Genomic DNA, 22,805 nt, shown 5'->3' with positions numbered 1-22,805 from the left:
TCATGAGCTTGCTTAAAACATTGGCACCTAAAGCAGGGTCCAAGCATGCTCCAAAAAGAATCGGTCGTGGTATCGGTTCTGGTATGGGCGGCACATCTACAAAAGGTCACAAGGGTCAGTTGGCTCGTACCGGTGGAACAGTGCGTAGAGGCTTCGAGGGTGGTCAAACTCCACTTCACCGTCGTCTTCCTAAGTTCGGTTTCAGCAACGTAGCGTTTGCTAACAACTTTGAGATTGTAAACGTAGGACAACTTGCTAAATTTTCTGGTGAAGTCACTCCTGAATCTCTATACGCTGCTGGACTTGTGTCCAAAGGCGCTGTTAAGATTTTGGGAAATGGCGAGCTTAAAACAGCTTTGACTGTAAAAGCTCATAAATTCTCAGAAAGCGCCAAGAAAGCTATCGAAGCTGCTGGCGGCAAAGTCGAGGTAATTAAGTAGTGTCTGCAATTGAGAGCATCGCAAAAAATTCTGATCTTCGTAAGCGCATCTTGTTCACATTGGCTCTTTTGGCCATTTACAGAATTGGTGTACACGTTCCGACTCCGGGAGTGGATGGTTCAGCGGTGCTCTCATTTTTCCAGGCTCAAAGCCGTGGAATTTTTGGCCTATTTAATACCTTTACAGGTGGCGCACTTTCCCAGTTCAGTATCTTTGCACTGGGAATCATGCCTTACATCTCCTCTTCCATCATCTTCCAACTTTTGACTTCTGCGATTCCGTATCTGGAAGCTCTTAAGAAAGAAGGGGAGCAAGGTCGTCGTAAAATCAACCAATACACTCGTTATGCGACTGTGGCTCTGGCGATTATCCAGGGTTATGGTATCAGCACTTGGTTGATGAATTCCACAAGCCCAGATGGACATCCACTTGTGATCGCTCCGACCGTGGCCTTCCTTCCGTTCCAAATCATGACTATCATCACATTGACTGCAGGTACCTGCTTTATCATGTGGTTGGGTGAGCAGATCACAGAGCGTGGTATCGGTAACGGTACTTCCCTGATCATCTTCACTGGTATCGCTGCTGCGATCCCAGGTGGTGTTCAACAGCTTTGGGAGCTTGTTCGTACTGGTGAAATGCGTTTTGCATTGGTTCTTTTGTTGGTTGCCTTCATGGTGGCGATCATCGCAGCCGTTATCTATATGGAAGTGGCTCAGCGTAGAATCACAGTTCAGTATTCTCAAAGACAAGGTGGCGGCGGTATGCAATCCATGCAGACTCCGACAAGCCATCTTCCTATCAAACTTAATATCTCTGGTGTTATCCCGCCAATCTTCGCGAGCTCCTTGTTGATGTTCCCGGCGACAATGGCTCAATTCGTGAACACACCTTGGTTGAAGGCGCTTCAGGATTCTTTGAATCCTTCCGGTACTATCTTCAACATCATGTTCGTGGCTTTGATTGTCTTCTTCTCCTTCTTCTATACGGAGATCGTTTTCAATCCTAACGACGTGGCAGACAACCTGAAAAAATACGGTGGTTTCGTTCCTGGCGTTCGCGCTGGTAAATCCACTGCAGACTACATCCAAAGAGTTTTGGAGCGCGTAAACGTAGTTGGTTGTATCTATCTTTGTACTATTTGTATTCTTCCAGGCATCATGGTTAACCAATTCAACGTGCCATTCCACTTCGGTGGTACCAGCTTGTTGATCTTGGTGGGTGTTGCTTTGGATACTGCTCAACAGATCCAGTCTCATATGATCACTCAGAAATATGAGGGCTTCCTTAAGGGTGCTAAGATCCGTAGCAGAAGGGTTCAGTTCTAATGAACTTGATCCTGTTTGGAGCCCCGGGGGCCGGTAAAGGTACGCAGTCTGAGCTTTTGATTAAACGCCAGGGAATGACACAGATCAGCACTGGCGATCTATTCAGAGCAGCCATTAAAGGCCAGACGGACCTCGGCAAAAAAGCCCAGGAATTTATGGATAAAGGTCAACTTGTGCCAGATAGCATCGTTATCGGCATGGTTGAAGAAGTTCTCCAAAAAGGCCTCCAAAACTTTATTTTAGATGGTTTCCCTAGAACTGTGGCTCAGGCCCAGGCTCTAGATGAATTACTTGTAAAAATGAATCTATCCATCGGGAAGGCAATCTTCCTTGAAGTTCCAATGAGAATCCTGATGGATAGGCTGACTGGCAGACGCGTTTGTAAAAATTGCGGCGCTGTCTATCATATAGTCAGTAAGCCCTCCAAAGTAGAGGGCAAATGTGATTTGTGCGGTGGTGAGGTCATTCAACGGAATGATGACAAGGCTGAGGTTATTGAGACCCGCCTGAAGACTTATGAAGAGTTCACGAGCCCCCTAAAAGAGTTTTATAAAAAATCAGGCAAATATATCGAAGTGGACGGAAATAGAGACACCGAAGAAGTCTATCAAGAGATCGAAAAAATAATAAAATAGACGGCTGTATTATTTTTATCTCTAGACTTTAATTTTTTTCGGTGTTAGCGTGCCGGACCGCATTCGTTTTTTTGCTGGAATTTTCACTTTTTTAATGAAGTGAAAACTAAGCGTATGGGAAGACAGTATGAAAGTAAGACCATCAGTTAAAGCAATCTGTAATAAGTGTAAAGTTATCAAAAGAAAAGGCGTTATTCGCGTTATCTGCGAGAACCCTAAACATAAGCAAAGGCAGGGTTAATCATGGCACGTATCCTTGGTGTCGACTTACCTAGAAATAAGCGCGTTGAAATCGCATTGACTTATATTTACGGCATCGGCCGTCCTCGTGCTGCTATGATCTGCAAGCAAGTTGGTATTCCTTCTGAACTAAGAACTGAAGGTCTGACTGATGAGCACATTGCTAAAATCCGTAGCATCGTTGAAGCTAACTTCAAAGTAGAAGGTGACTTGCGCCGTGAAATCGGTCAATCCATCAAACGTTTGATGGATTTGAACTGCTTCCGTGGTATCCGCCACCGTAAAGGCTTGCCTGTTCGTGGTCAGAACACTCGTTCTAATGCACGTACTCGCAAAGGTCCTAAAAAGACGGTAGCTAACAAGAAAAAAGCCGTATAATTGAGGTTGCGTAAATGAACACTGATAAAAAAGCTGTTACAAAGAAAAAAGTAAAAAGAAACGTTCCACAAGGGAACTGCTATATCCAAGCTGGGTTCGGTAACGTTATCGTAACGATGACTGATCCAACCGGTGCTACCGTGTCCTGGTCCTCTGCAGGTCACCTCGGTTTCAAAGGAAGCCGTAAAGGTACTCCATTTGCAGCTCAAGTCGCGGCAGAAGACGCTGCAAAGAAGGCTATGGAAGCAGGCATGAAATCTGTGGACGTTTACTTGAAAGGACCAGGCGCTGGTCGTGAGCCTGCAATTCGTGCATTGGCTGCTACTGGAATGAGAATCTTGTCTCTTAAAGACGTGACTCCAGTTCCTCACAACGGTTGCCGTCCACCTAAGCGTAGAAGAATCTAAGGAGTATATCGTGAGCTGCATTAACGAAAGCGTTTGTAAGCTTTGCCGTCGCGAAAACGTGAAACTTTTCTTGAAGGGTGACCGTTGTTACACAGATAAGTGTTCTTTCGAAAGAAGACCTTATCCTCCAGGACAACATGGTCAGTCTCGTTTGAAGTTCTCTGAATTTGCGCTTCAATTGCGTGAAAAACAGAAAGCCAAAAGATACTATGGCGTTTCTGAGAAACAATTTGTGAAATATGTTGGAGAAGCCAACCGTGCAAAAGAATTGACCGGTCATGCGCTTCTTAAATTCCTCGAGACTCGCCTTGATAACGTTGTGTACACTTTGGGGTACGCAAATTCTCGTCGCGAAGCAAGACAGCTTGTTAAGCACAACCATTTCCTGTTGAATGGTAAAAGAGCTAACATCCCAAGCATTCTTGTGAATAAAGGCGATGTTATTCAAGTTGCTGAATCAAGCCGCGAAATGGCTAAGATCCAGTCTGCTATCCAAGCGGTAGCTAGACGCTCTGTGCCAGCATGGCTTGAAGCCGATCATGCTAAGTTCACTGGAACTGTTAAAGATCTTCCAAATCGTGAAGACGTAGCAGTTGCTGTTGAAGAGAACATGATCGTTGAATACTACTCAAGATAATTTTACCTCTCGGGGGAGCTATGCAAGAGCACTATTATAAGTTTTGGAGAGAAATGATCAAACCAAAGGGATTTGAGGTTGATCGTGATTCTCTTCGTGATGACTACGCTAAATTCATTATCCGTCCCCTTGAAAGAGGGTTTGGCGTTACCTTGGGTAACTCCCTAAGAAGAATTCTTCTTAGCTCCATGATGGGTTCTGCAATTACAGCTGTTAAGTTCGAAGGCGTATTGCACGAGTTCACTACGATCCCAGATGTTCTTGAGGACGTCACTGACATCATCCTGAACCTCAAAGAAGTGCGCTTTAAACAGTACACTGCAGATTCTTTGACTTTGAAGATCTCCAAAAAAGGTCCAGGCAAAGTGACTGCAGCGGACATCCAAACTACCGATAAGATCGAGGTTTTGAACCCAGATCTTCCAATCGCTACTTTGGGCGCGAACGCAAACTTCAACGCGGAAATCGTTGTAAGCTTCGGTCGTGGTTATGTACCAGTTGAAAACAGAGAAACTGATCTTCCAGTTGGCTTTATTGGCGTTGACGCTCTTTACAGCCCAATCAGAAAAGTGAACTACAATGTTTCTAATGCGCGCGTTGGTCAAAGAACTGACTACGATGCATTGACTCTTGAAGTTTGGACAGACGGTTCTTTGAAGCCAGAAGAAGCAGTAGCTCTTTCTTCCAAAATCATGAAAGAACAACTGCAAATCTTCCTGACTTTCGACGAGACTATGGAGCCTGCAGAAGAAGCACGCGAGCTTGGTTCTCCAACTCTGAACGAGAACTTGTTCCGTTCTGTTGACGACCTTGAGCTTTCTGTTCGTTCTGCGAACTGCTTGAAGAACGCTAACATCCGCTACATCGGCGAGTTGGTAGTACGTTCTGAAGCAGAAATGCTTAAGACCAAAAACTTCGGCCGTAAATCTTTGAATGAAATCAAAGAGATTCTGGGCGAAATGGGATTGGGCCTTGGCATGAAGATCGAAGGCTGGCCACCGGCTGGTTGGGATCCAAGTCAACCTCCTCAAAAGAGAGAGACTCAACAGTAACCAAAAATAGACACCAAGAATGGTGTTTGAACACGCGGCCCTGCGGGGCTGCGAGGGCACGGAGCCCTGAAAAAGCAACACTCGACCAAATTAACCAAAGAGTGTTCTATCGTGCTGATACCTTATACGGTCAGCCCGTTTAACCGGAGAATAAAATGAGTTCACACAGAAGAAGAGTAAAACATTTCGATCGTAAATCTGGCCCAAGAAAAGCTTTGTTGAGAGGTCTTGTGACTTCTTTGATCGAGCACGGCCGTATCACTACAACTGTTGACCGTGCTAAAGAAGTACGTCGCCACGTTGAAAAAGCGATCACTTTGGGTAAAAAAGGTGACTTGGCTACAACTCGTTTGTTGCTTTCTCGTTACCCGAACAAAGAAGCGGTTGCTACAATCGTTAAGGATCTTGCTCCACGTTTCAAAACACGTCCTGGTGGTTACACTCGTATCATCAAGATCGGTCGTCGCCCAGGTGACACTGCTGAAATGGCATTCCTTGAGTTCGTAGACTACGATTTCGAAGCTAAAACAGCTGACACTGCAGAGAAATCTGAAAAGTCCGCTAAAACTGCGAAAGCTACTAAAGCTCCAGCGAAAAAAGCTGTAGCTAAAAAAGCTTCCACTAAAGCAGTAGCAGCGAAGAAAAAAGCTGTTAAAAAGACTCAGAAAAAAGACAGAGCAGCATCTGCAGCTCGCGCTTAATTCTGGGATCTGATTAAGATCTTCAAAAAAAGGCTCAAGGAAACTTGGGCCTTTTTTATTTTTAGCATCCCTCGTTTTATCCTTCAAAACTATCGGACCTCTCGCTGGCTTTGCGAACCGCTCTCGCCATTTATCACCATTGCGTCTTGCCATCCCGGGCGACAATCTTTACCTTGGGTACTCAGTTCCTTGCTGAAAAGGGGAGTCCCATGAAACAACACCTTAAAGCCTTCGGTATCGTCTTTATTCTGGCAGCAGCTGGTTTGTGGGCCTACACCCAATTCTTTGCCAGCAAGCTGAACCAAACCACCTCAGATTACACCACGATTGAGGCTATGGAAAAGGAAGGCGTTCCTAACTTTGTGACCAAGGATCTGGACGGTAAACCCGTAGAGCTTGATGCCTTCAAAGGCAAAGTGGTTATCCTGAACTTCTGGGCATCCTGGTGCGGGCCTTGTATTGAGGAAGTCCCTTCCCTGATCAAGCTGATCAAGGAATTCAAAGGTGATGTTCAGTTGATCGCAGTTTCCGGCGATAGCAGCCGCAACGACATCGATGTCTTTATGAAGTCCTTCCCGGAAATGAAGGGCGCGAATATTCATATCGTTTATGACGAAGACCGCTCTTTAATGAAGCAGTTCCAGGTGGCGCGCCTGCCAGAATCCCTGGTGCTGGGCACGGATCACAAACTGGTTAAAAAGGTTGTGGGATCCATCGAATGGTTCAACAAAGACTCTGTGTCTTACGTTCAGTCTCTGCTGGGCGCAAAGCCGGCGCAATAAGGCCAAAGTAAAAAGCCGCTCGAGAGAGCGGCTTTTGTCGTTTAAAGGCAGTGAAGCGCGCGGCGAATGCCGTCGCCTTGCTAAGGAATCCCCTCTACGCAGTCGTATTGCAGGTCGATCTTGGTGCCCTCAATCAGGGCGTAAGTGAACTTCAAAACGCTCTTTTCGATTTTGTAGTTCAGGATATTCAAACCATCAATGCTGACCTTCAGAGTTTCAGGAACCGGTTCGCATTCCAGATTCAAGTTGGAAAGCGAGTTCACGATCTTGTCCTTGAATGTGTTCAGATTCGCACTGTAATCCGAATCACAAATACTGCCCACGCCACCATCGGTCAGTTTGGACGCTTCCTCATAGAAGTAGCCCGGGTGACTAGGCGAAGTGTCTTTGTCCTGTTCAGCTTCGCAAGCGGTGTCGCCGGGTTTCACGATGATCGAGCTGAAAGTGAAGCGCACATCCGGGCCGAAGACACTTTTGGATTTCGCCACCAGATTGGCTGGCATGTCGGAAGCCTCCATCGGCAAAAGCACGCCGGCAGCATCATTGGCTTTCACGCGGGAAGCCACGCCGCCCACAGATCGTTCGTCTTCATCTGAAATCACGATCACCGAAATTGCGGCTCCCGGACGATAGCAACCATGCACGCCAGCGGCTTCAAAGTGGTCATGGGCGGCTTTGATTGCGCGTTCATCCCCGGAGCTGCCACCCCCAATACCCAGGGTATCAATAGTGGAATTAAAGATGGTGTTCAGGTTGGCGGTCCCTTTTTTAAGGATATAGGCCGGAGCCCCGCCAACGGGCGCATAGTTGGCCCAATTATAAGGGCTGCCGTAGGTTAGGGAGCCACCGGAATTAACGCCTCTGGTGGTCGTCAGGCACATTTGCCAGTCGATATTGCTGGCATCCAGAGAGCTTACGAAGGTGCCCATGCGGGCCGCGAGTTTTTTAAGCTCGGGAAGCATTGAATTGGAATCATCCAGTACAAACAGGAAGTCGACCTGCTTATTACCGTAAGCCACGACCTCGCTGGTGGAGATTGTTTTGCTGGGAGTCGTGGTGGGCGGTGTAACCGCGGTGGTGTCCTGCTCAGGGACGGGCGCAAAATTCATTTTCGCGCAACCCGCGGAAAGGGTTCCAATCACACAACCTAAAACTGCTAAATGTGTTTTGAACGATGCTTTCATACCTACCTCATCGTCAAGGCTAGCAGAAAGTGAATGCCTAAAACAGAGGCAAAGTGAAAAAGTGAGGAAAATTGATAAGTGAAAACAGTAAGTTACAAGTTACTGCCGAAGATCTTTACAGGACCGTGCTGAAAAATTAGACAAAAAAAGACACCCTTTTTGGGGGTGTCTTTTGCGTTGGCAGAAAATTTCAAATCTTAAAGTCCGAATCTTTTCTTCAGATCATCGACAGCTTTCTGGCCTTCTTTTTCAAGCTGCTTCTTGCCCTGGTTTTCGGCGTCTTTTTTCGCCTGATTCACGCGGGCTTCAGCTTGTTTTTTCTGTTCGTTCAACTGGCCTTCGGCTTTCTTGATTTCCTTGTCCAGATCGCCGCGCAGTTTGTTGATCTCGGCTTCCACGCGGGCCCGCTGTTTGCCGATCTCTTCATTGACGTAGGCTTCGATCTTTTTGCGGGCTTCGTCAATCTTGGCCTGGATCTGCTTTTCGAATCCTTTTTGCAGCTCAGGTCCCAGGTTGGAGTTGATAGACAAAGGAACATTCGGGAACGTGCCCTGACCATCCACGTTCAGCGTCACTACCGGGATGCCGGCAAAGACGGCCTTTAGAATCTGATCAGCAATCTCGTTCTTGGATCCCACCGCGTATTCGATCTGCGTGAACTTGTTGTCCATGTTCACCGTGATGTTCTTTAGACCCACAAGCTTGCCTTCGATGCCGATGCTGCCCTTGGCTTTATTAAAGGCAATCTGCACGTCAGGGGACTGCACCAGCTCTTTGCCTTCGATCGAGTACGAATCCACCTTGAAGCGATAATCAACGATGCTGTCAGGCTTGGTGTTGTCCAAAGACAGGCGTACCAGGAAGCCCATGATTTCCTTGGACGGGAAGTCCCCGGACAAAGAGGCTACGGTCGGCTTGCCGATCAGTTTCTGGTGGGTTGTGATATCCAGAATCTCACCCTTGATGTTCCCCGCATCCGGAGTCAAGCCCGCTTGAGAGCTGACCGCTGTGCGTTTGATCCACACCAAAGGATACGAGTTCGGCCGTCCGAATTCATAGCTGATCCCGTTTTCACGTGGATGCGGCTGAAGTGGGATGTCTTCCGGGTCCTTTTCTTTTTTATTCAGCAGGTTTGGCGGAATGTATTTTTCAGCCATGGCCTTGTAACGGAAGAACTTGGCTTTGTACGGCCCCAGATAGCGATTGAAGATCGCCATCGACATGGACTTGGCATCCAGCTTTGGAATGCGGAAATGCTGTTCAAGACTTTTGATGTCGGCCTTGACCTGCTTTTCGATTTCCTTGTACTGGGCTTCAAGTGCTTTCAGGTCTTTTTGCAGATCATTGCCAGCGCCTTGCACCTGTTTGTACATGGCATCGCCATCTTTAAAGACTTTATCCAGTTCCTGCAAAGAAGACTGCAGTTCCTGCGGAGTTTTAAAGTCTTTGTACTTGATGGCGTTCAGGCGCTTGTTCAAAGCCTCGATATCTTTACCTTGAGGCAAAGACTTCATGCGCGCATCCCAAGTGGCTTGTTTGGCTTTTAGTTCTTTTTCAAAATTTTCCAGCATCGCTTTGGACGGCAATGAATCCTGCAGCTTTTGCAGTTGCACGTTGGCGTCAGTGCCCGTCAGCATCGCAATCACGTCACCCAGAACGCTGTCGCCGGCTTGTTGCTGGGCTTCGTTGATGGCCTGTTCTTTCAGTTTGTCAGCAAGGCCTGGTTCGTTGGACACCGGCTCTGGCGGAGCCACGCGACCCGGACGGGCCCGCTTTACGCCAAAGGCGATCTGTTCAACGGCGGCTTCATTCACGACCACTTTCGCACGCAGTAAGGCGTCCCACAGCATTGAGAAGCGGATGTCGCCGATGTTCAAAGAGTTGTGGGTTGGCTTTTCTGCGTCAGTCACTTCGATGCCCTGAATGCGCAGGCTGGCGTTGAAGAAACTGGTTTCAACTTTGGCGATGTTCACTTCGGCGCCGACAGCTTTGTATCCGGCCCATTCCATGCCCTTGCGCAGGTGAGAGTCGAAGAAGAAGTGGAAGTACAATCCAATAACCGCACAGATGATCACAAACGGAATGATGGCTTCCCAGCGGATCGGGCCTTTTTCTTTTTTCTTTTTTACGGGTGTTGTTTCAGGTGTTGTCATGTGCTGTGTGTCCTAGCCGTAAAGGTTGTCGTAAGTGCAGTACCAGTTGTAAAGCTTGGTTGCCGTGAAGGCTTTCCAGAACTTCGTGCCTTTGAATCGTGCCACCACGGTGGCGCGATATTTCAGGATCAGCGCTTTGAAGGCGAAGAATGCAAACGGCAAAAGCAGGATGGACACAATCATGGATCCCATCACGATGCTGTTGTTGAAGCGGGTCATTGGCACCAGCGGCATGTTGTACATGGTGGTGAACAGGGGTTTCAGGCTTTCGTTTTCAAGCACGGCTTTACCCAGGTGGTGAGCCGGTCCGTCAAACATGAAGGCCACGAACTTGAAAAAGAACGCCGACAGGAAGGCTGCACCAATCTGCACGCGGAAAATAAAGATAATCGCAAAGACCGCGAAAGTCTGAATGGAGATGAACGGGGAAAACCCCAGGATCAGTCCCAGCGACAGGCCCGAGGCCAGTTGGTTGGTTCCGGTGTCCGAGTTGAGGAGTTTTAGAAAATTAAAAATCTGCTTCAGTAGGGCCGTCATGAATTTCCTCCTGCAGGAATTTTAATAAGCATAAATGCAAGGCGGCAAGTAGAAACCCGAGGACACAAGGGGCGGTTTGTCGTAAACTGGGCCTCTATGTCACATCCCCTGGAACTTTTGATTGTTGAAACAGTTCAACTGGGTGGCAGTCTGGTCTTTATTGCAGATCAGAATCCGGCCACATTGTCGCAATGGCAGCAGCCATTGGTGCAGGACTTTGCCGGGGAAATTCCTTTTGTCACACGCACAGCTGAAGATCTGCTGGCACAAAAGTATGTCACACGTCCAGAAGATCTGGTCTTGTTCCAGTCCAACCAAAAATCTGTCCTGACTTCTGTGGATGCAATTCTGAATGGTCAACGGGTCTTGTTAGGGGCGGAAGCATCGTCTGCTGAATCCCATCAGTGGGACTATACCTTTGCTGATTTAAGCCTGCACAAGTGGCAGCTGATTTTGCAAGCTTTGAAAGCCCATTGGGGGCAATGGTCGGCGCTGCAGGGACTGGATGGCGAGCACGGGGCAGGATGTCTGTTCCTGGATCGCGATGATGTGGTGGTTAAGAACGTTCCCTATAACAAAGACCCCGAAGCAGTTCAGCTGCTGCCGGGCATTTGCGAGCTGATTAACAAAGCCCATGCGCAGTCTTATTGGGTGGCGCTGGTGACGAACCAGTCCGGATTGGGGCGAGGCTGGATCAGCTGGTCTCAGTATCAGTCCGTGCATCAGCGTATGATGCAGCTTTTAGCCCAGCAAGGGGCGTGGATTGACGACTGCGAGTGGTCGGCGTTTATTGATGAAGCGGGCAGTCCTCGCGGGCGTTTGCTGGCGGGACTTCGCAAGCCTCGCAACGGCATGCTGCTGAAAGTGAACAGCAAGCTGCGTGTGAATATGGCGAAATCCGTGATGGTTGGTGACAGTGCTTCGGACCTGAAGGCGGCTTTTGCTGCCGGGGTGGGGCGTTTGTACCTGCTGGCTTCAGAAAAAACCGACAAAGAAGTGAAGTCTTTGCAGGCGCATCAGGCTGCGTATTCCAATTTCAAATTCACGGTTTTGGAAAAACTCTCGGACCTGACGCTTTGATTTAGCCCAGGTCTTCTAGTGTGGAAGCATCCACGCGTTCTTTAATACGCAGATAGAAGAAGGCACCCAGCAAGCTCACCACGAAGGTGGTGACTTGGAAGGCCGTGATCACAGTTGGACCGACTTCAGATGTTGATCCGTTATAGATATTAAACAGGAAATAGAATGCCGCCTGACCGACACCGACACCGGCTGGAGAAATCGGGATCGCCGTCGCCATATACCCCAGTGGCGCCACCAGGAAATAGGTTTTCGCTGCGACCTCCGTGAAGCCTGCCGCATTGCCGGCAATGATCAAAAACACAATCGAGCAGCCCTGGGACAGAAGGCTTAGGAACAGCACCAGCATGAAGCGTTTTCCGTCTTTGCCGTAAAGGTGCATGCTTTCATAAAGCTTCATGAACTTTTCAGACAAAGGCAGTTTGTTGATCACGCGCTTTAGCAGCGAGGTCTTGTAGATCTTTGGCGAAAAGATCAGGGCCAGAGCAATCACAAACGCAAAGAACAGCGCCAGAATGAACCAGAACAATGTCGTCAGGGTCGGGATGGTCATGATGTGGTTCAGGTCATAAAGCATCACCAGCAGCGCCAATAGAACCATGGCAAACAGTCCCAGCACCCGGTCCATCAGGACGCTGGTCACGGCAATGACTTTGGAACCGGGATTGGCCCGGGTGAAATAGTAAGCTTTGATAACATCGCCGCCGACCCCGCCGGGCATGGCAAAGTTAAAGAATGAACCAATCAGGCTGAGCTTAAAGACCTTCAAAGGACCCGCATTCATGCCTTGGGAACGGATCAGGGTGCGCCATCTTTCGCTGGCCAGGAACAGGTTCAGCAAAACCAAAAGCAATGCAACGGACGCCGTGGTCGGAGTCAGCAGATTTTTAAGGGCAGAGAAGTTCAGCTTTCCGGATTGGATCAGCCAGTAGATGATGCCGGCTGAAAAAAGAATCTTAGAGGACTGAACCAAAAGCTTTTTGGTGTGTTTAACCATGGGCATTGTCTTACTTGAATTTGGGGCGGAACTCTACCTCGAAGTAAAGGTGTGCAAAGATTTAGGGGGGCTTAAATTCGATTTGAGGCGGCCTTTTAAGCAGCTAAAAAGCCTCAGTTTTTTGACGAATTGAGCCATTGTAAGGTCTTAATTACTCAGAAACTGCCTTTGGTGATATAGATTGAGGACTGATCTCGGAGGTAGTTTTGATACCGGTTATATTATCGGGAGGAAGCGGAACACGATTGTGGCCCGTATCCCGTCAGCAGATGCCCAAACAATTTTGCGACATTTTCGGGGAGCCTTTACAAACTCTGACCCTGAAAAGATGTATGCGTATGGGAAGCCCCTGGATCGTAACCTCCAAGGCCCTGCAGACGTTGACTGAACTGAATCTGAAAGCCAACCAAGGCGAAGGTGTTAAGGCCAACCAAGGCGAAGCCGTTCAGGTTGTTTACGAGCCAACGGGCAAAAACACCGCTCCTGCCGTGGCGGCCCTGTGCAAGCTTTTACTGGATCAGGGTAAAGGGGACGAGATCGTCGGGGTCTTCCCGTCAGATCACCTGATCACCAAAGAAGATGCTTTCCTGAAAGTTGTGGAATTTGCTTCCACCGTGGCGAAAGAAAACCGCGTGGTTACTTTGGGCATCACGCCTTCATATCCAGAAACTGGCTATGGCTATATTCAGACCAAGACGACCAGCTTAAAAGATCAAATGGGGTTGAAGGCTTATTCCGTGGTGAAATTCCATGAAAAGCCGGATCTGAAAAAAGCGGAAGAATTTATCTCTCAAGGTGGTTTCAGCTGGAATGCGGGGATCTTTGTTTTCAAAGTTTCTCATATGGCGGGTCTGTTTGAAAAACATCAGCCGACTTTGTGGAATCAGATTTCAGCCTTGAAGGCCGATGCTTCCAACCTGGGTGATATCTATGCTCAGGTTCAAAGCATTTCTATTGACTATGCGATCATGGAAAAACTGAGCGAAGCGGAACTGGCTTGTGTGCCGGCGGACTTTGGTTGGAGTGATGTGGGTTCTTGGGATGCCGTGGCTGCTTTGCAAAAAGGGCAGGACATCATCAATGTCAAAGGACAGGATAACTTTGTCTTTGGCGATCCGAATAAGAACTATTCCATGATTGGTTTGGAAGATGTGATCGTCGTGGATACCAAGGACGCCCTGATGCTGGTTAAAAAAGGCCAGTCTCAGGATGTGCGCCATGTGGTTGAGACTTTGACTCAAGCCAAATCCCCACTGGTGAAAGAGCATGTCTATGAGTATCGTCCTTGGGGTTATTTCGAAATCCTGAAGGATACGGAAAACTTCAAATCCAAGGTTATTCGCGTGAACCCGCATTCCCAGTTGTCATATCAGTCTCACGCCAAACGTGAAGAGCACTGGACGATCACTCAGGGATCCGGCGAAGTGGTTCTGAATGATCAGGTGATCCCGGTGAAGGCTGGCAGTCACATTCATATCCCACTGGGGGCGAAGCACCGCATGCGCAATAATTCCGGCGAGATGCTGGAGTTTGTAGAGGTTCAATTGGGAACCTACTTTGGTGAAGACGATATCGTCCGTTATCAGGACGATTACAGCAGAAATTAGATATTGAAAATTTGAGATTGGATTTAGGAAAAAAGAAAGGGCTGCGGTTGCAGCCCTTTTTGTTTTTTAGTCTCTGGAATCTTCCAGTGGGACTGAAAGAATTTCGGCATTTCCGGTTGGCAGGCCGCTGGTGTTTGGAGCTGCTGCCGTTGGATTTTTACGAACGCTTTCTTCTTCTTCCGGAAGATCGATGTCTACCTCTTCCACGTGCTCTTGCACGACTTGCAGGGTTGGATCCTTCTGGGTGCTGGCTGTCAGATCTTTATGGTAGGCGTAAACCAGGCCACCGTCTTTGAAGTTCGTCAGCATTCTTTTGATAATGCCGGGAGCAACTGCCGGGCAACCCCAGCTACGGCCCAGACGGCCCTGGCTTTTTACGTAGTCTTCAGAAACGTAGCTTGCTGCATGAACGACAATGTCACGTTCAGCCGCATTGCTGTTGGAAGCTTCCAAACCGTACAGATTCAAAGATTCACCGTGACCACCATAGTACGTGTTGCCACCAAGGTACAGACCCAGGGAAGACATCTTGGAACCATCGATGTTAGAGAACTTCGCCGCCACATTTACGCCAGAGCCTTTGCCGTGAGCCACGAAGTGCTTGGTTACGCCACCGGTCTGCATGTTCATGATATAAAGGCGTCTTTCGCTGGAAGGTTTTGAGAAATCAATAACTGCGACAAATTCAGATTTGATAGTGACATCGCGAGTGCTCATGTAAGTCTTTTCGCGACCGCGGATCTTCGCCTTCATTTTGACGGTTTTGCCGGCGTTGACATCCAGGAATTCGAAAGTTCTTTGCAAAGCCGCCTCAGGCACGCCTTGCTTTTTAAACATGTCGTAAATGCGCACGTCTTTGATTTTCTTGTCATACAGGCTGTCAGCATAGCTTTGGATGCTGGCAAGGGTGATGATAAGGGCGGTCACAAGTTTCTTCATGCTTTCCAACTTTCAATTACGTGAGGATTCAATAATTCCATGAACCTTCCTTACAAGGCATGTGCCAGCTTTTTTACCTGTTTTAGTGTCCTAAATTTGATCTGAACGGGAGCATGGTGCCGCTAAAAGTCCCCCTGTATATAAAATAGACGCGTGTTCGGTGACGTTCCAGAATAGCCCCATTTTCTCTGCTCTTAGGCACTTTTAGGGGTTCGGAATTGAGGTTTTTCCAAGGGTGATTCTAATAATAATCAAACACGACTCTTACAAGGAGCTGACATGAAATTCATAGTTGTACTGGGCGCAATGTTGTTTTCAATGAGTGCTTTTGCGGCGAAGACCTATCAGGTGACGGGTCCGATTGTTGAGCTTTCTGATTCCCGCATTATCGTGCAGAAAGGCAGCGACCGCTGGGAGATTGAAAGAAACCCGAACACCAAAGTGACGGGTGATTTGAAGGTCGGTCAGAAGGTGACGATTGAATACACGATGGCCGCAGACACGGTGGAAATCAAAAGCGACAGCAAAAAGAAGTAGTTTTTGTCTTGTCTTAAAGGGCTGAAATCTAGCTGATGAATTCTTAATTTAGATGCGCTTGAATGCTGTTGTGTCAGGCGGGGCGGCTCGGATAAACCCTGATGTTGGTCAACAACAACAGGGGGTTCGCCATGGCGGCACTCAAGAAGGTTCTGATTTCAGCCTTTATTACTGGTCACATCGTGATGATGGTCACGGCGGCATTGCCAGACCGGAGTGCAGTCGGTGACCGCATTCTGCAGGCTCTTTCTCCGTATCAGGTTTTCTTTGGGTTGGATCAACCCTGGAGCATGTTTGCTCCCAATCCAGCCTCAGTGAACTCGTATCTAACGGCCACGATCACATTCAAAGATGGCTCGACAGAACAATGGACATTCCCGCGGGCGTCACAGCTGGATGGCTGGGATCGTTTCACGGCCGGTGAACGTTATCGCAAGTACCAGCAGGACAATCTGTTGCCGATGGAAAAGTCAGAGCTGTGGTTTGATCTTTCCCGCTATGTGGCGCGCGAGGTGGCTAAGCTGGAACAGTTCGGGTGCAAGCGTGAATTTGAACAGCTTTATTTCTATCGTCATACCAGCACTGTTCAACCGCCGACCCAGGTGTTCATACCTCATGGTCAGATGAGCAAGGATTATAACAGCGAAAGTGTTTTCCACTTTAAGCCGACTGGAGGGCCTCGTTATGAAGCTAACAACGCTCACTAATGGTTTGAATGATTTTTTCTTTAAGCCCCAGCCGGTGCATACCGTGGCTTTGTTGCGGGTTTTATTCGGGGTGGTGCTGCTGATTAATTGGTTTATGGTGTGGAGTCATCTGGACACCTTCTGGGGAGTCGAGGGGATTTTCTCTTTGGAAAGCTCTTTGAAGATGGCAGGGGCGTTCCGTTTTAGTCTGTTTGATCTGCTTCCGCCAGACCCACGTGTGCCGGCATTGGTTGCCTTGGTTCATCTGGGGGCGGTGATAGGGGTGTTGTTCGGAGTTTTCACCCGCACCTCGATTGCTTTGGCGTTTTTCACCCTGATCTCGTTTCATAACCGCAACGTCTTTGTTTTGAACAGTTCAGATATCGTGATTCGTAATTTCCTGTTTTTGTTGTTCCTGACTCCGTGTGGGGACTGGCTGTCCTTGGATCGTTGGTGGCAGGTGCGCAAGGGGATGGCCCCGGCAGAGCCTTTGGAAAAGGCCCCCTGGGGGCTGCGGTTGATGCAGATTCAATTCAGCGTCATTTATATCGCCACGGTGATGTTCAAGATGAAGGGGCCCTTATGGGCGGATGGTACAGCGGTGTATGTCGCCACACGCCTTGATGAGTTTGTCCGAATGCCGCTGGGGCTTTTGAACAGTCTTGTGGTGATCAAGTTCCTGACCTGGTCCACGCTGCTGGTGGAGTTTGCCTTGGGGACGCTGATCTGGATTCGCGAGCTGCGGTACTGGGTGATTCTGGCCGGGATTGGACTGCATCTGGGGATTGAGCTTTCGATGAATATCCCGATGTTTGAATGGATCATGATTATCACGATGATCTGCATGGTGGACCCAAAAGATCTGAAAGACTGGCTGACCCTGGCGAAAGAGGGCAGACTGTTTTCAAGCATTCTGGCCTGGAGACCGCTGATCCTGGTTAAATCCAAATAAATAAAAAGCCGCTGGGAACAGCGGCTTTTTTTATGTCCTGATTTTATGTGGTTTGTGGTTGGGGAGTCTGTGCCGTGCGGGCTTGCTGGCGGTACTTGCGAAGTTTTTCCATCCAGCGCTCGATATCCCGTGAATCCACCATGCTGACCATCACCACAATCATCGCCCATTCAAAGACGGGGATCGACATGGTGTACTCAATTCCCAGATGCAATCCGACTCCGGCCAGCAGAATCCAGTAACGAAGGTCTTTGATCCACACCAAAGTTCCCAAGGCAAATTCCACCAGCAGCGTGGACCAGGTCAGGTATTTGATAAAGATCATATTGTTCAGCAGTGGAAGTTCAAAGCGGACAAAGTCATCCAGTCGGGTGGCGATATATACGGCCGTGCCGTCGACCCACCGATCGCCTTTAATTTTGAACATCACCGTGGCCAGATAGATAACGCAGAATTGGATTTGGATCATGCGCAGGGCCCAAGGAGCTTTTTCTGCAGGCACCTCAGGGGCCTGACCTTTTAGGCGCAAACGCCAGCGGTCAATAGCGAAGGCATCGCCGCAGGGGGTGAACATCAGCAGAAACAGAAAGTTTCTTAAAACCGAGTCGGCGCTGTTCATGACAAAGCCATTGCGGTGGTGAAATGAAATCAAAGTCACAAAGGCAACAAAGATGGCGGTGCGGGTCCAGGCACCAAACGTCATGGCCAGAACGGCCAGCAGATTGATGAAGGCCAGGGTGTGAGTCACCTTCGACGTGTTCGGCATATAATCAAATAAAGAATAGCGGAAGGGATTTCCGTATTGTTGAGCGGTCTGCAGTGAAACCATCCCATCGGGGCCGAAAAGGATATCCAGATCCGCATAAAGCATAAGCCAGTTGAACAATAAGATCAGACCCAGGCCGATTCGCATCAGGGCAACACTATAGACAGGCTGGGGTTTGAACAAAAATTCTTCGAAATTATTGAAGATCGTTTTTAGCTTCATGGCGAATCCTTTCGAAGGTCGGTTTATAGACGAACAAGGTTTCAGTGTCATATTTGGTGCTCATAGTCCCGTGAGGAATCAACGGCGCCTCTGGCGGAGGTCGCACGCGGCTTTGATATCTTTTGAAGACAACTTCTTTCAGAACTCGGTTTTTTCCGTGTGTTTCAGCTTCCATCACTTCGCGGGTGATAAATCGGGACACATCAAACCAAACCAGTTCATTTTCTTTCGGCAGCAGGGTTTCCTGACCGAACAGACGATAGCGATCTCCGGTCAGCACTTTTCGCGGTCCCTGCATGATTGTCGGGCGAGGCATTTTCCAGACGCCGGTTGAACCGTCTTCAAAGATCAGGTCAGCTTCGATATGGGCGTTGGTGTTCATCGGGTTTGGGGCAAACATGGCCCAGGGCTGGTAAAGCATCACCATGGCCTGATAGCGACGCACGGCTTTGATGAATCGCTCACCGAGTGTGCTTTGATCGGGCAGTCCATCGACAATCATGATGCCGACATTCAACGTGAAGAAGCTCATTATCAGAATCTTCTTTCCTTGTTTGAAGATGAATTTCAGGTCTTCCTTCAATTTCATAAGGCTTTTTCCTTCATTGGAGTCAGTTGGTTCTTGTGGTTATTAACATAGTTCTTTTGCAAAAGTTCTTTACGGATTTGAAAGAAAATTGTTGTTTCAAATAAAAAACGAAACGGCGGATGTCGTATGACACTTTCAAAATGTGTTAATTAAATGGCTGAAATTATGATTTATTAAAGTGCCAATAATAATTCCTGCATTCTAAAAATTTTGTCAGCTCGAACAGAATTTAACCGATCTTGCCTGCGAAGATTGAACATCTTCAATTTTTGCGGACGGGGTTACAAAGGAGAATGCAATGGGTGGGAAGTCAGGGAAGGTGATTTTCCTGGCGGGAATGACAATGGTTGCAAACGTCGCTTTTGCGAATGCACCATCTGAAACCGTCACGAAAAATACTCAATTGATCCAAACCGGAGGCCAAGGCGGATTCGTAAATTGGAATTCAACGCCTGGGGGCAATGGTACCAAAGGGATCATCGGCAACGGCAACAAAGGGGACAAGGGCAACTATGGGAACAACGGTGACCATGGTGACAAAGGTAGCAAAGGCAACTATGGCAACAATGGTGACCACGGAGATAACGGTGATCATGGTGTTCTAGGAAACCACGGCATTCTTGGGAACAAGGGCGATAAAGGCAACTATGGTAACAATGGTGACCATGGTGATAAAGGTAATTACGGCAACAACGGTGATCACGGCGATAAGGGCAGTAAAGGCAACTATGGTAATAATGGTGACCATGGTGATAAAGGCAATTACGGCAACAATGGTGACCGTGGTGAGAAAGGCTCTAAAGGCAATTACGGCAACAACGGCGACAATGGTGATCACGGCGATAAGGGCAGTAAAGGCAACTACGGTAACAACGGGGACCGTGGTGAAAAAGGCTCTAAAGGCAATTATGGCAACAACGGCGACAACGGTGATCACGGCGATAAAGGCAGTAAGGGCAACTACGGTAACAATGGGGACCGTGGAGACAATGGTCATAAAGGCGATAACGGTCATAAAGGTGACAATGGTCACAAGGGCAATTATGGCACTAACGGCCATAAAGGTGACACGACTGGGTATTCCACTGGTTATACAACTGGATACAGCACCGGCTACACAACTGGCTATTCCACGGGTTACAGTACGGGTTACAGCACTGGCTACACAACAGGTCATCAGTCCACTGGTTATACGACTGCAACGACTTATGGTCCAAGCACAAGTACTTATGGACCAACTTCGACGGCCACCACTTACAATCCTGATACGGCGACCACAGTAACGACGGCAACGTCGACTTCTGTGACAACGTCCACGACAGGTGAAGTGACAACGTCATCCAGTTCTTCCTCGTCTTCAACCTCCACTTCGACATCAACGACCGGAGAGTCCACAGCGACGTCCTCCAGCTCGACTGGATTCAAAGAAGAAGAGAAAAACAAACTCAGAGCAAAATTGAAGCCTCTGTTCCATCTGAGCTTCGATTATGGTCAGTACATCGTGAATCTGACTCCGCACTTCAGAAATGTGCAGCCGACATCCATCGTGAAGTATGACTACCGTCCGACTTCCGATACATTGATCTATGGCGATTACCGTGATGGTTTCCAAAAAACTGTCTACGGCGCAATCGAAGTGGGTCTGGGTGCTCAGGTGCGTTTCTGGTTCGACAATGCGACAGGTTTGCGTCAGCACTTCTGGGGTTATGTCGGCGTTCTGCCAATCATGGGCAAAGAGACAGAGTCTGTTCGCTATGTGAGCACTCTGGACAAAGCCCGTAATATGGGTGGTCGCTGGTCTGTACCTAAGGATGCAGCAGATCTGGACACTTGGGATCCAGGTGACAGCATCACCTACATCGGTCACGGAGGAATCATCTTCTCTGCAGGCGCGGGCTTCGGTCCAATCGGTGCAGGGGTGGCGAAACTGGCGAACGGTACTTGGGAAACTTACGTGGAAAAAGTCGGCTCTGAGCGTGCTTACGTAAAAATGTCCAAAGGTAAGCTGAACAGCTTCTCGATGTTCACCAACGTATCCATCCTGACTTTAAGCTTGAGTGAGTTCAGATCTTCAGACGATGGGTTCTCGTTCTTGTTTGATTTGACGACCGATACTGGCCGCAAAGCTTACGAAGACGTGATCCGTGGTAACGTTCTGGCGTCAGAAACACTGTCAGCCGACAAACCAAGAAACTTGGTTGAGCGCGCACCGGTGGTAAAAGTTGAAACCTTCAGATCCGTTGCGACGGGCCGTGTTGTCAGCAAATCTTTGGCTTTGCCGATCATTTGGGACAAAACGTACAGCAAAGGTAAGATCAATTCTTACACCACTTCTGAAATGCATCTGGACCGCAATACAGCAGTTGTGAACTACGGTATCTATTCTGATTCCGAAGACAGCCGCTTCTGGTTCAAGCACAAAGAAAAAGACTTCATGTTCTACGGAGCGAAATACTCGGTTGAGAACTGGGACAGCAAAGCACGCATGGAAAGCATGTTTGGTACTTATTCTTATGCCTTCAAGCATGAAAGCGCCAACGGCAAGCGTCTAAGATCCGGCATCTATGCTTTGGTTAAAAAGACCGGCCTGGATTCCCTGATGGTGGGCGTGCCTGATGCAGATCTGGGTTATACCGGCATTGAATTCAACGTGAACTTCAGTGACGAAAACACCATGAGACTGATGAGAGCGGCTCAGACCATGAGTCAGGATGCCTTCATCGACAAGTCCACGGATCAGATCTACTCCTACTTCAACGAGCGCAACGATCCTTACGATCTGTGCATGATGGATGGCGGATCTCGTATTCCGGGTTCTTGCGTGAACGTCACGACCAAGAAAACGGCCGAGGCTGCAAGCAAAATGTACTATGCTTTGAAAACCATGTACAAAACGATGAACTCCGATGCTAAGGCGTTTGCGGCCGCTTATGGCGCATTCGGTGAAGGTATGGCAGAGAATCTGTTCACATTCCGCGCGGCGATGGCCCTTGCGGGTGCGGGCACCACCATTGATTACTTGGTTGAAGGTACTCACATCAACATGTACTTCCGTGAATGGATGGTGGACGGTTCCGGACGCTGGGTCCCTGCAGTTCAATCCCCGAACTACAAAGGCCTTCCGTTCCAGCCAGCTACACGTCACTCCAAAGTGCGCGGTATGATCATCGGAAACTCCGATGCAGGAAAAATTCCGCACATGATGCCAGTCACTTTCTAGCCCCCGGTTAGACAAGTGTTCTCGCAAAAGGCCGTTGGTGAACACCAGCGGCCTTTTCTTTTTTTTCGCCGAACATCTGCGGGCGAGAATTACATTCTGTTTAATTGCTGATCTGTAGTTTGAATTTACTTTTATCAAGTTGGTAAAAATTATTTCGCACCAAAAAACAAATTCCAATCACGGAATGGGAAAGGGAAGTTATGAAACTCAAGGCGCTTCTTGCAGGGGTTTTGTTGGCGACAACGATGCAGGCGACTGCGAATGAATTTGATGATGGCACTGGAGAATTCGATCCACGTCCACTTCCTCAATACTCTGAAGCAGAACTGCAGAAGAAAATTGAGAATGAAATGGCGATCGCCTGTTCAGGCAATCTTTGTAAAATCGTCGGGCAGGACAGCAGTGGATCCGGATGGACTGTGCAGTTCCAGGTTGGCTACGGTCGGGCGAACGGCGGCGAAGGGGATACAATCTACATTGGCGACTATGACAACGGCAATAACAACAACAGCAATGGCTATGCAAACATCACAGTGACCTACAAAAACTACAAGTGCCGTTCCAATCTTCTGGTCACACCTGCAGTTTATCGCTTCGTAAATACGTACCTGTACAACATGGTGAACTCTGATGGCTCTGTGAAGAGAAACTTCTCTCCAGCGGATCAGACAGTGGTTTTGTTCTATACAACCATGTTGAACAAAGTCAGCTCTTGCGGCACCGGTCTTAATTAGAG

24 protein-coding genes are annotated in these 22,805 nt (G+C 48.4%); 17 read left to right on the top strand and 7 right to left on the bottom strand.

What is annotated here, in order from left to right; genetic code table 11:
* Positions 1-2: 2 nt before the first annotated feature.
* The 10 genes from rplO (at position 3) to BDT_RS14470 (ending at position 6,600) form a co-directional block, all read left to right on the top strand.
* On the top strand, positions 3-440 hold the full coding sequence (gene rplO / locus BDT_RS14510) for a 50S ribosomal protein L15 (protein ID WP_041577915.1): 438 nt from the start codon (positions 3-5) through the stop codon (positions 438-440).
* The gene (secY, locus tag BDT_RS14505) at positions 440-1,768 is read left to right on the top strand and encodes a preprotein translocase subunit SecY (RefSeq protein ID WP_015091997.1); all 1,329 of its coding nucleotides are present in this window, start codon (positions 440-442) and stop codon (positions 1,766-1,768) included. Before rplO ends, secY begins: the two co-directional genes overlap by 1 nt.
* The gene (locus BDT_RS14500) at positions 1,768-2,403 is read left to right on the top strand and encodes an adenylate kinase (RefSeq protein WP_015091996.1); all 636 of its coding nucleotides are present in this window, start codon (positions 1,768-1,770) and stop codon (positions 2,401-2,403) included. The genes secY and BDT_RS14500 overlap by 1 nt, the downstream gene beginning before the upstream one ends.
* A gap of 127 nt (positions 2,404-2,530) precedes the next feature.
* Entirely contained in the window at positions 2,531-2,644 is a 114-nt protein-coding gene (rpmJ, locus tag BDT_RS19105) for a 50S ribosomal protein L36 (protein WP_011165332.1), read from the top strand.
* Positions 2,645-2,646: 2 nt separating this feature from the next.
* On the top strand, positions 2,647-3,021 hold the full coding sequence (rpsM, locus tag BDT_RS14495) for a 30S ribosomal protein S13 (RefSeq protein ID WP_011165331.1): 375 nt from the start codon (positions 2,647-2,649) through the stop codon (positions 3,019-3,021).
* A gap of 14 nt (positions 3,022-3,035) precedes the next feature.
* Positions 3,036-3,428, top strand: coding sequence for a 30S ribosomal protein S11 (rpsK, locus tag BDT_RS14490; RefSeq protein WP_011165330.1), 393 nt, complete (start codon positions 3,036-3,038; stop codon positions 3,426-3,428).
* A 10-nt stretch (positions 3,429-3,438) separates the two neighbouring features.
* Positions 3,439-4,065 (top strand): 30S ribosomal protein S4, encoded by a 627-nt coding sequence (gene rpsD, locus BDT_RS14485; protein WP_011165329.1) that lies wholly within the window; start codon positions 3,439-3,441, stop codon positions 4,063-4,065.
* 20 nt (positions 4,066-4,085) lie between these two features.
* Positions 4,086-5,117: a DNA-directed RNA polymerase subunit alpha gene (locus tag BDT_RS14480; protein ID WP_038448232.1), complete on the top strand. Its 1,032-nt coding sequence runs from the start codon at positions 4,086-4,088 to the stop codon at positions 5,115-5,117.
* A gap of 155 nt (positions 5,118-5,272) precedes the next feature.
* Entirely contained in the window at positions 5,273-5,818 is a 546-nt protein-coding gene (gene rplQ, locus BDT_RS14475) for a 50S ribosomal protein L17 (RefSeq protein ID WP_041577914.1), read from the top strand.
* Positions 5,819-6,027: 209 nt separating this feature from the next.
* A complete protein-coding gene (locus tag BDT_RS14470) occupies positions 6,028-6,600 on the top strand; it encodes a TlpA disulfide reductase family protein (protein WP_015091992.1) in 573 nt (190 codons plus the stop codon).
* Between the two features lie 80 nt (positions 6,601-6,680).
* Here BDT_RS14470 and BDT_RS14465 read toward each other — a convergent pair whose 3' ends face one another.
* From BDT_RS14465 to BDT_RS14455, 3 genes are all read right to left on the bottom strand, one after another.
* The gene (locus tag BDT_RS14465) at positions 6,681-7,784 is read right to left on the bottom strand and encodes a hypothetical protein (RefSeq protein WP_051026319.1); all 1,104 of its coding nucleotides are present in this window, start codon (positions 7,782-7,784) and stop codon (positions 6,681-6,683) included.
* Between the two features lie 197 nt (positions 7,785-7,981).
* Positions 7,982-9,937, bottom strand: coding sequence for a TIGR03545 family protein (locus BDT_RS14460; protein ID WP_015091990.1), 1,956 nt, complete (start codon positions 9,935-9,937; stop codon positions 7,982-7,984).
* Positions 9,938-9,949: 12 nt separating this feature from the next.
* Complete coding sequence (locus BDT_RS14455; protein ID WP_015091989.1) at positions 9,950-10,474, bottom strand: DUF2062 domain-containing protein; 525 nt, start codon at positions 10,472-10,474, stop codon at positions 9,950-9,952.
* A gap of 96 nt (positions 10,475-10,570) precedes the next feature.
* Here BDT_RS14455 and BDT_RS14450 point away from each other — a divergent pair, with 96 nt between their 5' ends.
* Positions 10,571-11,554: a D-glycero-alpha-D-manno-heptose-1,7-bisphosphate 7-phosphatase gene (locus BDT_RS14450; protein ID WP_015091988.1), complete on the top strand. Its 984-nt coding sequence runs from the start codon at positions 10,571-10,573 to the stop codon at positions 11,552-11,554.
* A 1-nt stretch (position 11,555) separates the two neighbouring features.
* On the opposite strand, the gene BDT_RS14445 is transcribed toward BDT_RS14450, so the two are convergent.
* Positions 11,556-12,551 carry a lysylphosphatidylglycerol synthase transmembrane domain-containing protein gene (locus BDT_RS14445; RefSeq protein ID WP_015091987.1) on the bottom strand — a complete coding sequence of 332 codons (996 nt, stop codon included), beginning with the start codon at positions 12,549-12,551 and terminating at the stop codon, positions 11,556-11,558.
* A 206-nt stretch (positions 12,552-12,757) separates the two neighbouring features.
* On the opposite strand from BDT_RS14445, the gene BDT_RS14440 reads away from it, so the two are divergent.
* The gene (locus BDT_RS14440; protein WP_041577913.1) at positions 12,758-14,158 is read left to right on the top strand and encodes a mannose-1-phosphate guanylyltransferase/mannose-6-phosphate isomerase; all 1,401 of its coding nucleotides are present in this window, start codon (positions 12,758-12,760) and stop codon (positions 14,156-14,158) included.
* Between the two features lie 66 nt (positions 14,159-14,224).
* Here the strand turns inward: BDT_RS14440 and BDT_RS14435 are convergent, their stop codons facing one another.
* Positions 14,225-15,097 carry a murein L,D-transpeptidase catalytic domain family protein gene (locus BDT_RS14435; RefSeq protein ID WP_235046146.1) on the bottom strand — a complete coding sequence of 291 codons (873 nt, stop codon included), beginning with the start codon at positions 15,095-15,097 and terminating at the stop codon, positions 14,225-14,227.
* Between the two features lie 279 nt (positions 15,098-15,376).
* Between BDT_RS14435 and BDT_RS14430 the strand changes: the two genes are divergently transcribed.
* The 3 genes from BDT_RS14430 (at position 15,377) to BDT_RS14420 (ending at position 17,272) form a co-directional block, all read left to right on the top strand.
* Positions 15,377-15,634 (top strand): hypothetical protein, encoded by a 258-nt coding sequence (locus tag BDT_RS14430; protein ID WP_041577912.1) that lies wholly within the window; start codon positions 15,377-15,379, stop codon positions 15,632-15,634.
* Between the two features lie 131 nt (positions 15,635-15,765).
* Positions 15,766-16,341 (top strand): hypothetical protein, encoded by a 576-nt coding sequence (locus tag BDT_RS14425; protein ID WP_148278855.1) that lies wholly within the window; start codon positions 15,766-15,768, stop codon positions 16,339-16,341.
* Complete coding sequence (locus tag BDT_RS14420) at positions 16,319-17,272, top strand: HTTM domain-containing protein (RefSeq protein ID WP_235046145.1); 954 nt, start codon at positions 16,319-16,321, stop codon at positions 17,270-17,272. The genes BDT_RS14425 and BDT_RS14420 overlap by 23 nt, the downstream gene beginning before the upstream one ends.
* 43 nt (positions 17,273-17,315) lie before the next feature.
* Here the strand turns inward: BDT_RS14420 and BDT_RS14415 are convergent, their stop codons facing one another.
* Complete coding sequence (locus BDT_RS14415) at positions 17,316-18,260, bottom strand: HTTM domain-containing protein (protein WP_015091981.1); 945 nt, start codon at positions 18,258-18,260, stop codon at positions 17,316-17,318.
* On the bottom strand, positions 18,235-18,849 hold the full coding sequence (locus tag BDT_RS14410) for a hypothetical protein (protein ID WP_015091980.1): 615 nt from the start codon (positions 18,847-18,849) through the stop codon (positions 18,235-18,237). The genes BDT_RS14415 and BDT_RS14410 overlap by 26 nt, the downstream gene beginning before the upstream one ends.
* Positions 18,850-19,147: 298 nt before the next feature.
* Between BDT_RS14410 and BDT_RS14405 the strand changes: the two genes are divergently transcribed.
* Together BDT_RS14405 and BDT_RS14400 are read left to right on the top strand one after the other, a co-directional pair.
* Positions 19,148-22,069, top strand: a complete 2,922-nt coding sequence (locus tag BDT_RS14405) for a collagen-like protein (RefSeq protein WP_015091979.1) — start codon at positions 19,148-19,150, stop codon at positions 22,067-22,069.
* A 200-nt stretch (positions 22,070-22,269) separates the two neighbouring features.
* Positions 22,270-22,803: a hypothetical protein gene (locus tag BDT_RS14400; protein WP_015091978.1), complete on the top strand. Its 534-nt coding sequence runs from the start codon at positions 22,270-22,272 to the stop codon at positions 22,801-22,803.
* The last annotated feature ends 2 nt before the right edge of the window (positions 22,804-22,805 follow it).

This window comes from Bdellovibrio bacteriovorus str. Tiberius (genome assembly GCF_000317895.1).
In the GTDB taxonomy this organism is placed as follows: domain Bacteria; phylum Bdellovibrionota; class Bdellovibrionia; order Bdellovibrionales; family Bdellovibrionaceae; genus Bdellovibrio; species Bdellovibrio bacteriovorus_F.
Note: the sequence above shows the minus strand (reverse complement) of the source record. Positions and strands in the feature narration are given on the sequence as shown.

Bases quoted from the DNA above. Each gene is read 5' to 3' on its own strand.
- rplO (WP_041577915.1), top strand. From the start codon at position 3: ATGAGCTTGCTTAAAACATTGGCACCTAAAGCAGGGTCCAAGCATGCT.
- BDT_RS14500 (WP_015091996.1), top strand. From the start codon at position 1,768: ATGAACTTGATCCTGTTTGGAGCCCCGGGGGCCGGTAAAGGTACGCAG.
- rpmJ (WP_011165332.1), top strand. From the start codon at position 2,531: ATGAAAGTAAGACCATCAGTTAAAGCAATCTGTAATAAGTGTAAAGTT.
- rpsM (WP_011165331.1), top strand. From the start codon at position 2,647: ATGGCACGTATCCTTGGTGTCGACTTACCTAGAAATAAGCGCGTTGAA.
- rpsK (WP_011165330.1), top strand. From the start codon at position 3,036: ATGAACACTGATAAAAAAGCTGTTACAAAGAAAAAAGTAAAAAGAAAC.
- BDT_RS14480 (WP_038448232.1), top strand. From the start codon at position 4,086: ATGCAAGAGCACTATTATAAGTTTTGGAGAGAAATGATCAAACCAAAG.
- rplQ (WP_041577914.1), top strand. From the start codon at position 5,273: ATGAGTTCACACAGAAGAAGAGTAAAACATTTCGATCGTAAATCTGGC.
- BDT_RS14470 (WP_015091992.1), top strand. From the start codon at position 6,028: ATGAAACAACACCTTAAAGCCTTCGGTATCGTCTTTATTCTGGCAGCA.
- BDT_RS14465 (WP_051026319.1), bottom strand. From the start codon at position 7,784: ATGAAAGCATCGTTCAAAACACATTTAGCAGTTTTAGGTTGTGTGATT.
- BDT_RS14460 (WP_015091990.1), bottom strand. From the start codon at position 9,937: ATGACAACACCTGAAACAACACCCGTAAAAAAGAAAAAAGAAAAAGGC.
- BDT_RS14455 (WP_015091989.1), bottom strand. From the start codon at position 10,474: ATGACGGCCCTACTGAAGCAGATTTTTAATTTTCTAAAACTCCTCAAC.
- BDT_RS14450 (WP_015091988.1), top strand. From the start codon at position 10,571: ATGTCACATCCCCTGGAACTTTTGATTGTTGAAACAGTTCAACTGGGT.
- BDT_RS14445 (WP_015091987.1), bottom strand. From the start codon at position 12,551: ATGGTTAAACACACCAAAAAGCTTTTGGTTCAGTCCTCTAAGATTCTT.
- BDT_RS14435 (WP_235046146.1), bottom strand. From the start codon at position 15,097: ATGAAGAAACTTGTGACCGCCCTTATCATCACCCTTGCCAGCATCCAA.
- BDT_RS14430 (WP_041577912.1), top strand. From the start codon at position 15,377: ATGAAATTCATAGTTGTACTGGGCGCAATGTTGTTTTCAATGAGTGCT.
- BDT_RS14425 (WP_148278855.1), top strand. From the start codon at position 15,766: ATGGCGGCACTCAAGAAGGTTCTGATTTCAGCCTTTATTACTGGTCAC.
- BDT_RS14420 (WP_235046145.1), top strand. From the start codon at position 16,319: ATGAAGCTAACAACGCTCACTAATGGTTTGAATGATTTTTTCTTTAAG.
- BDT_RS14415 (WP_015091981.1), bottom strand. From the start codon at position 18,260: ATGAAGCTAAAAACGATCTTCAATAATTTCGAAGAATTTTTGTTCAAA.
- BDT_RS14410 (WP_015091980.1), bottom strand. From the start codon at position 18,849: ATGAAATTGAAGGAAGACCTGAAATTCATCTTCAAACAAGGAAAGAAG.
- BDT_RS14405 (WP_015091979.1), top strand. From the start codon at position 19,148: ATGGGTGGGAAGTCAGGGAAGGTGATTTTCCTGGCGGGAATGACAATG.
- BDT_RS14400 (WP_015091978.1), top strand. From the start codon at position 22,270: ATGAAACTCAAGGCGCTTCTTGCAGGGGTTTTGTTGGCGACAACGATG.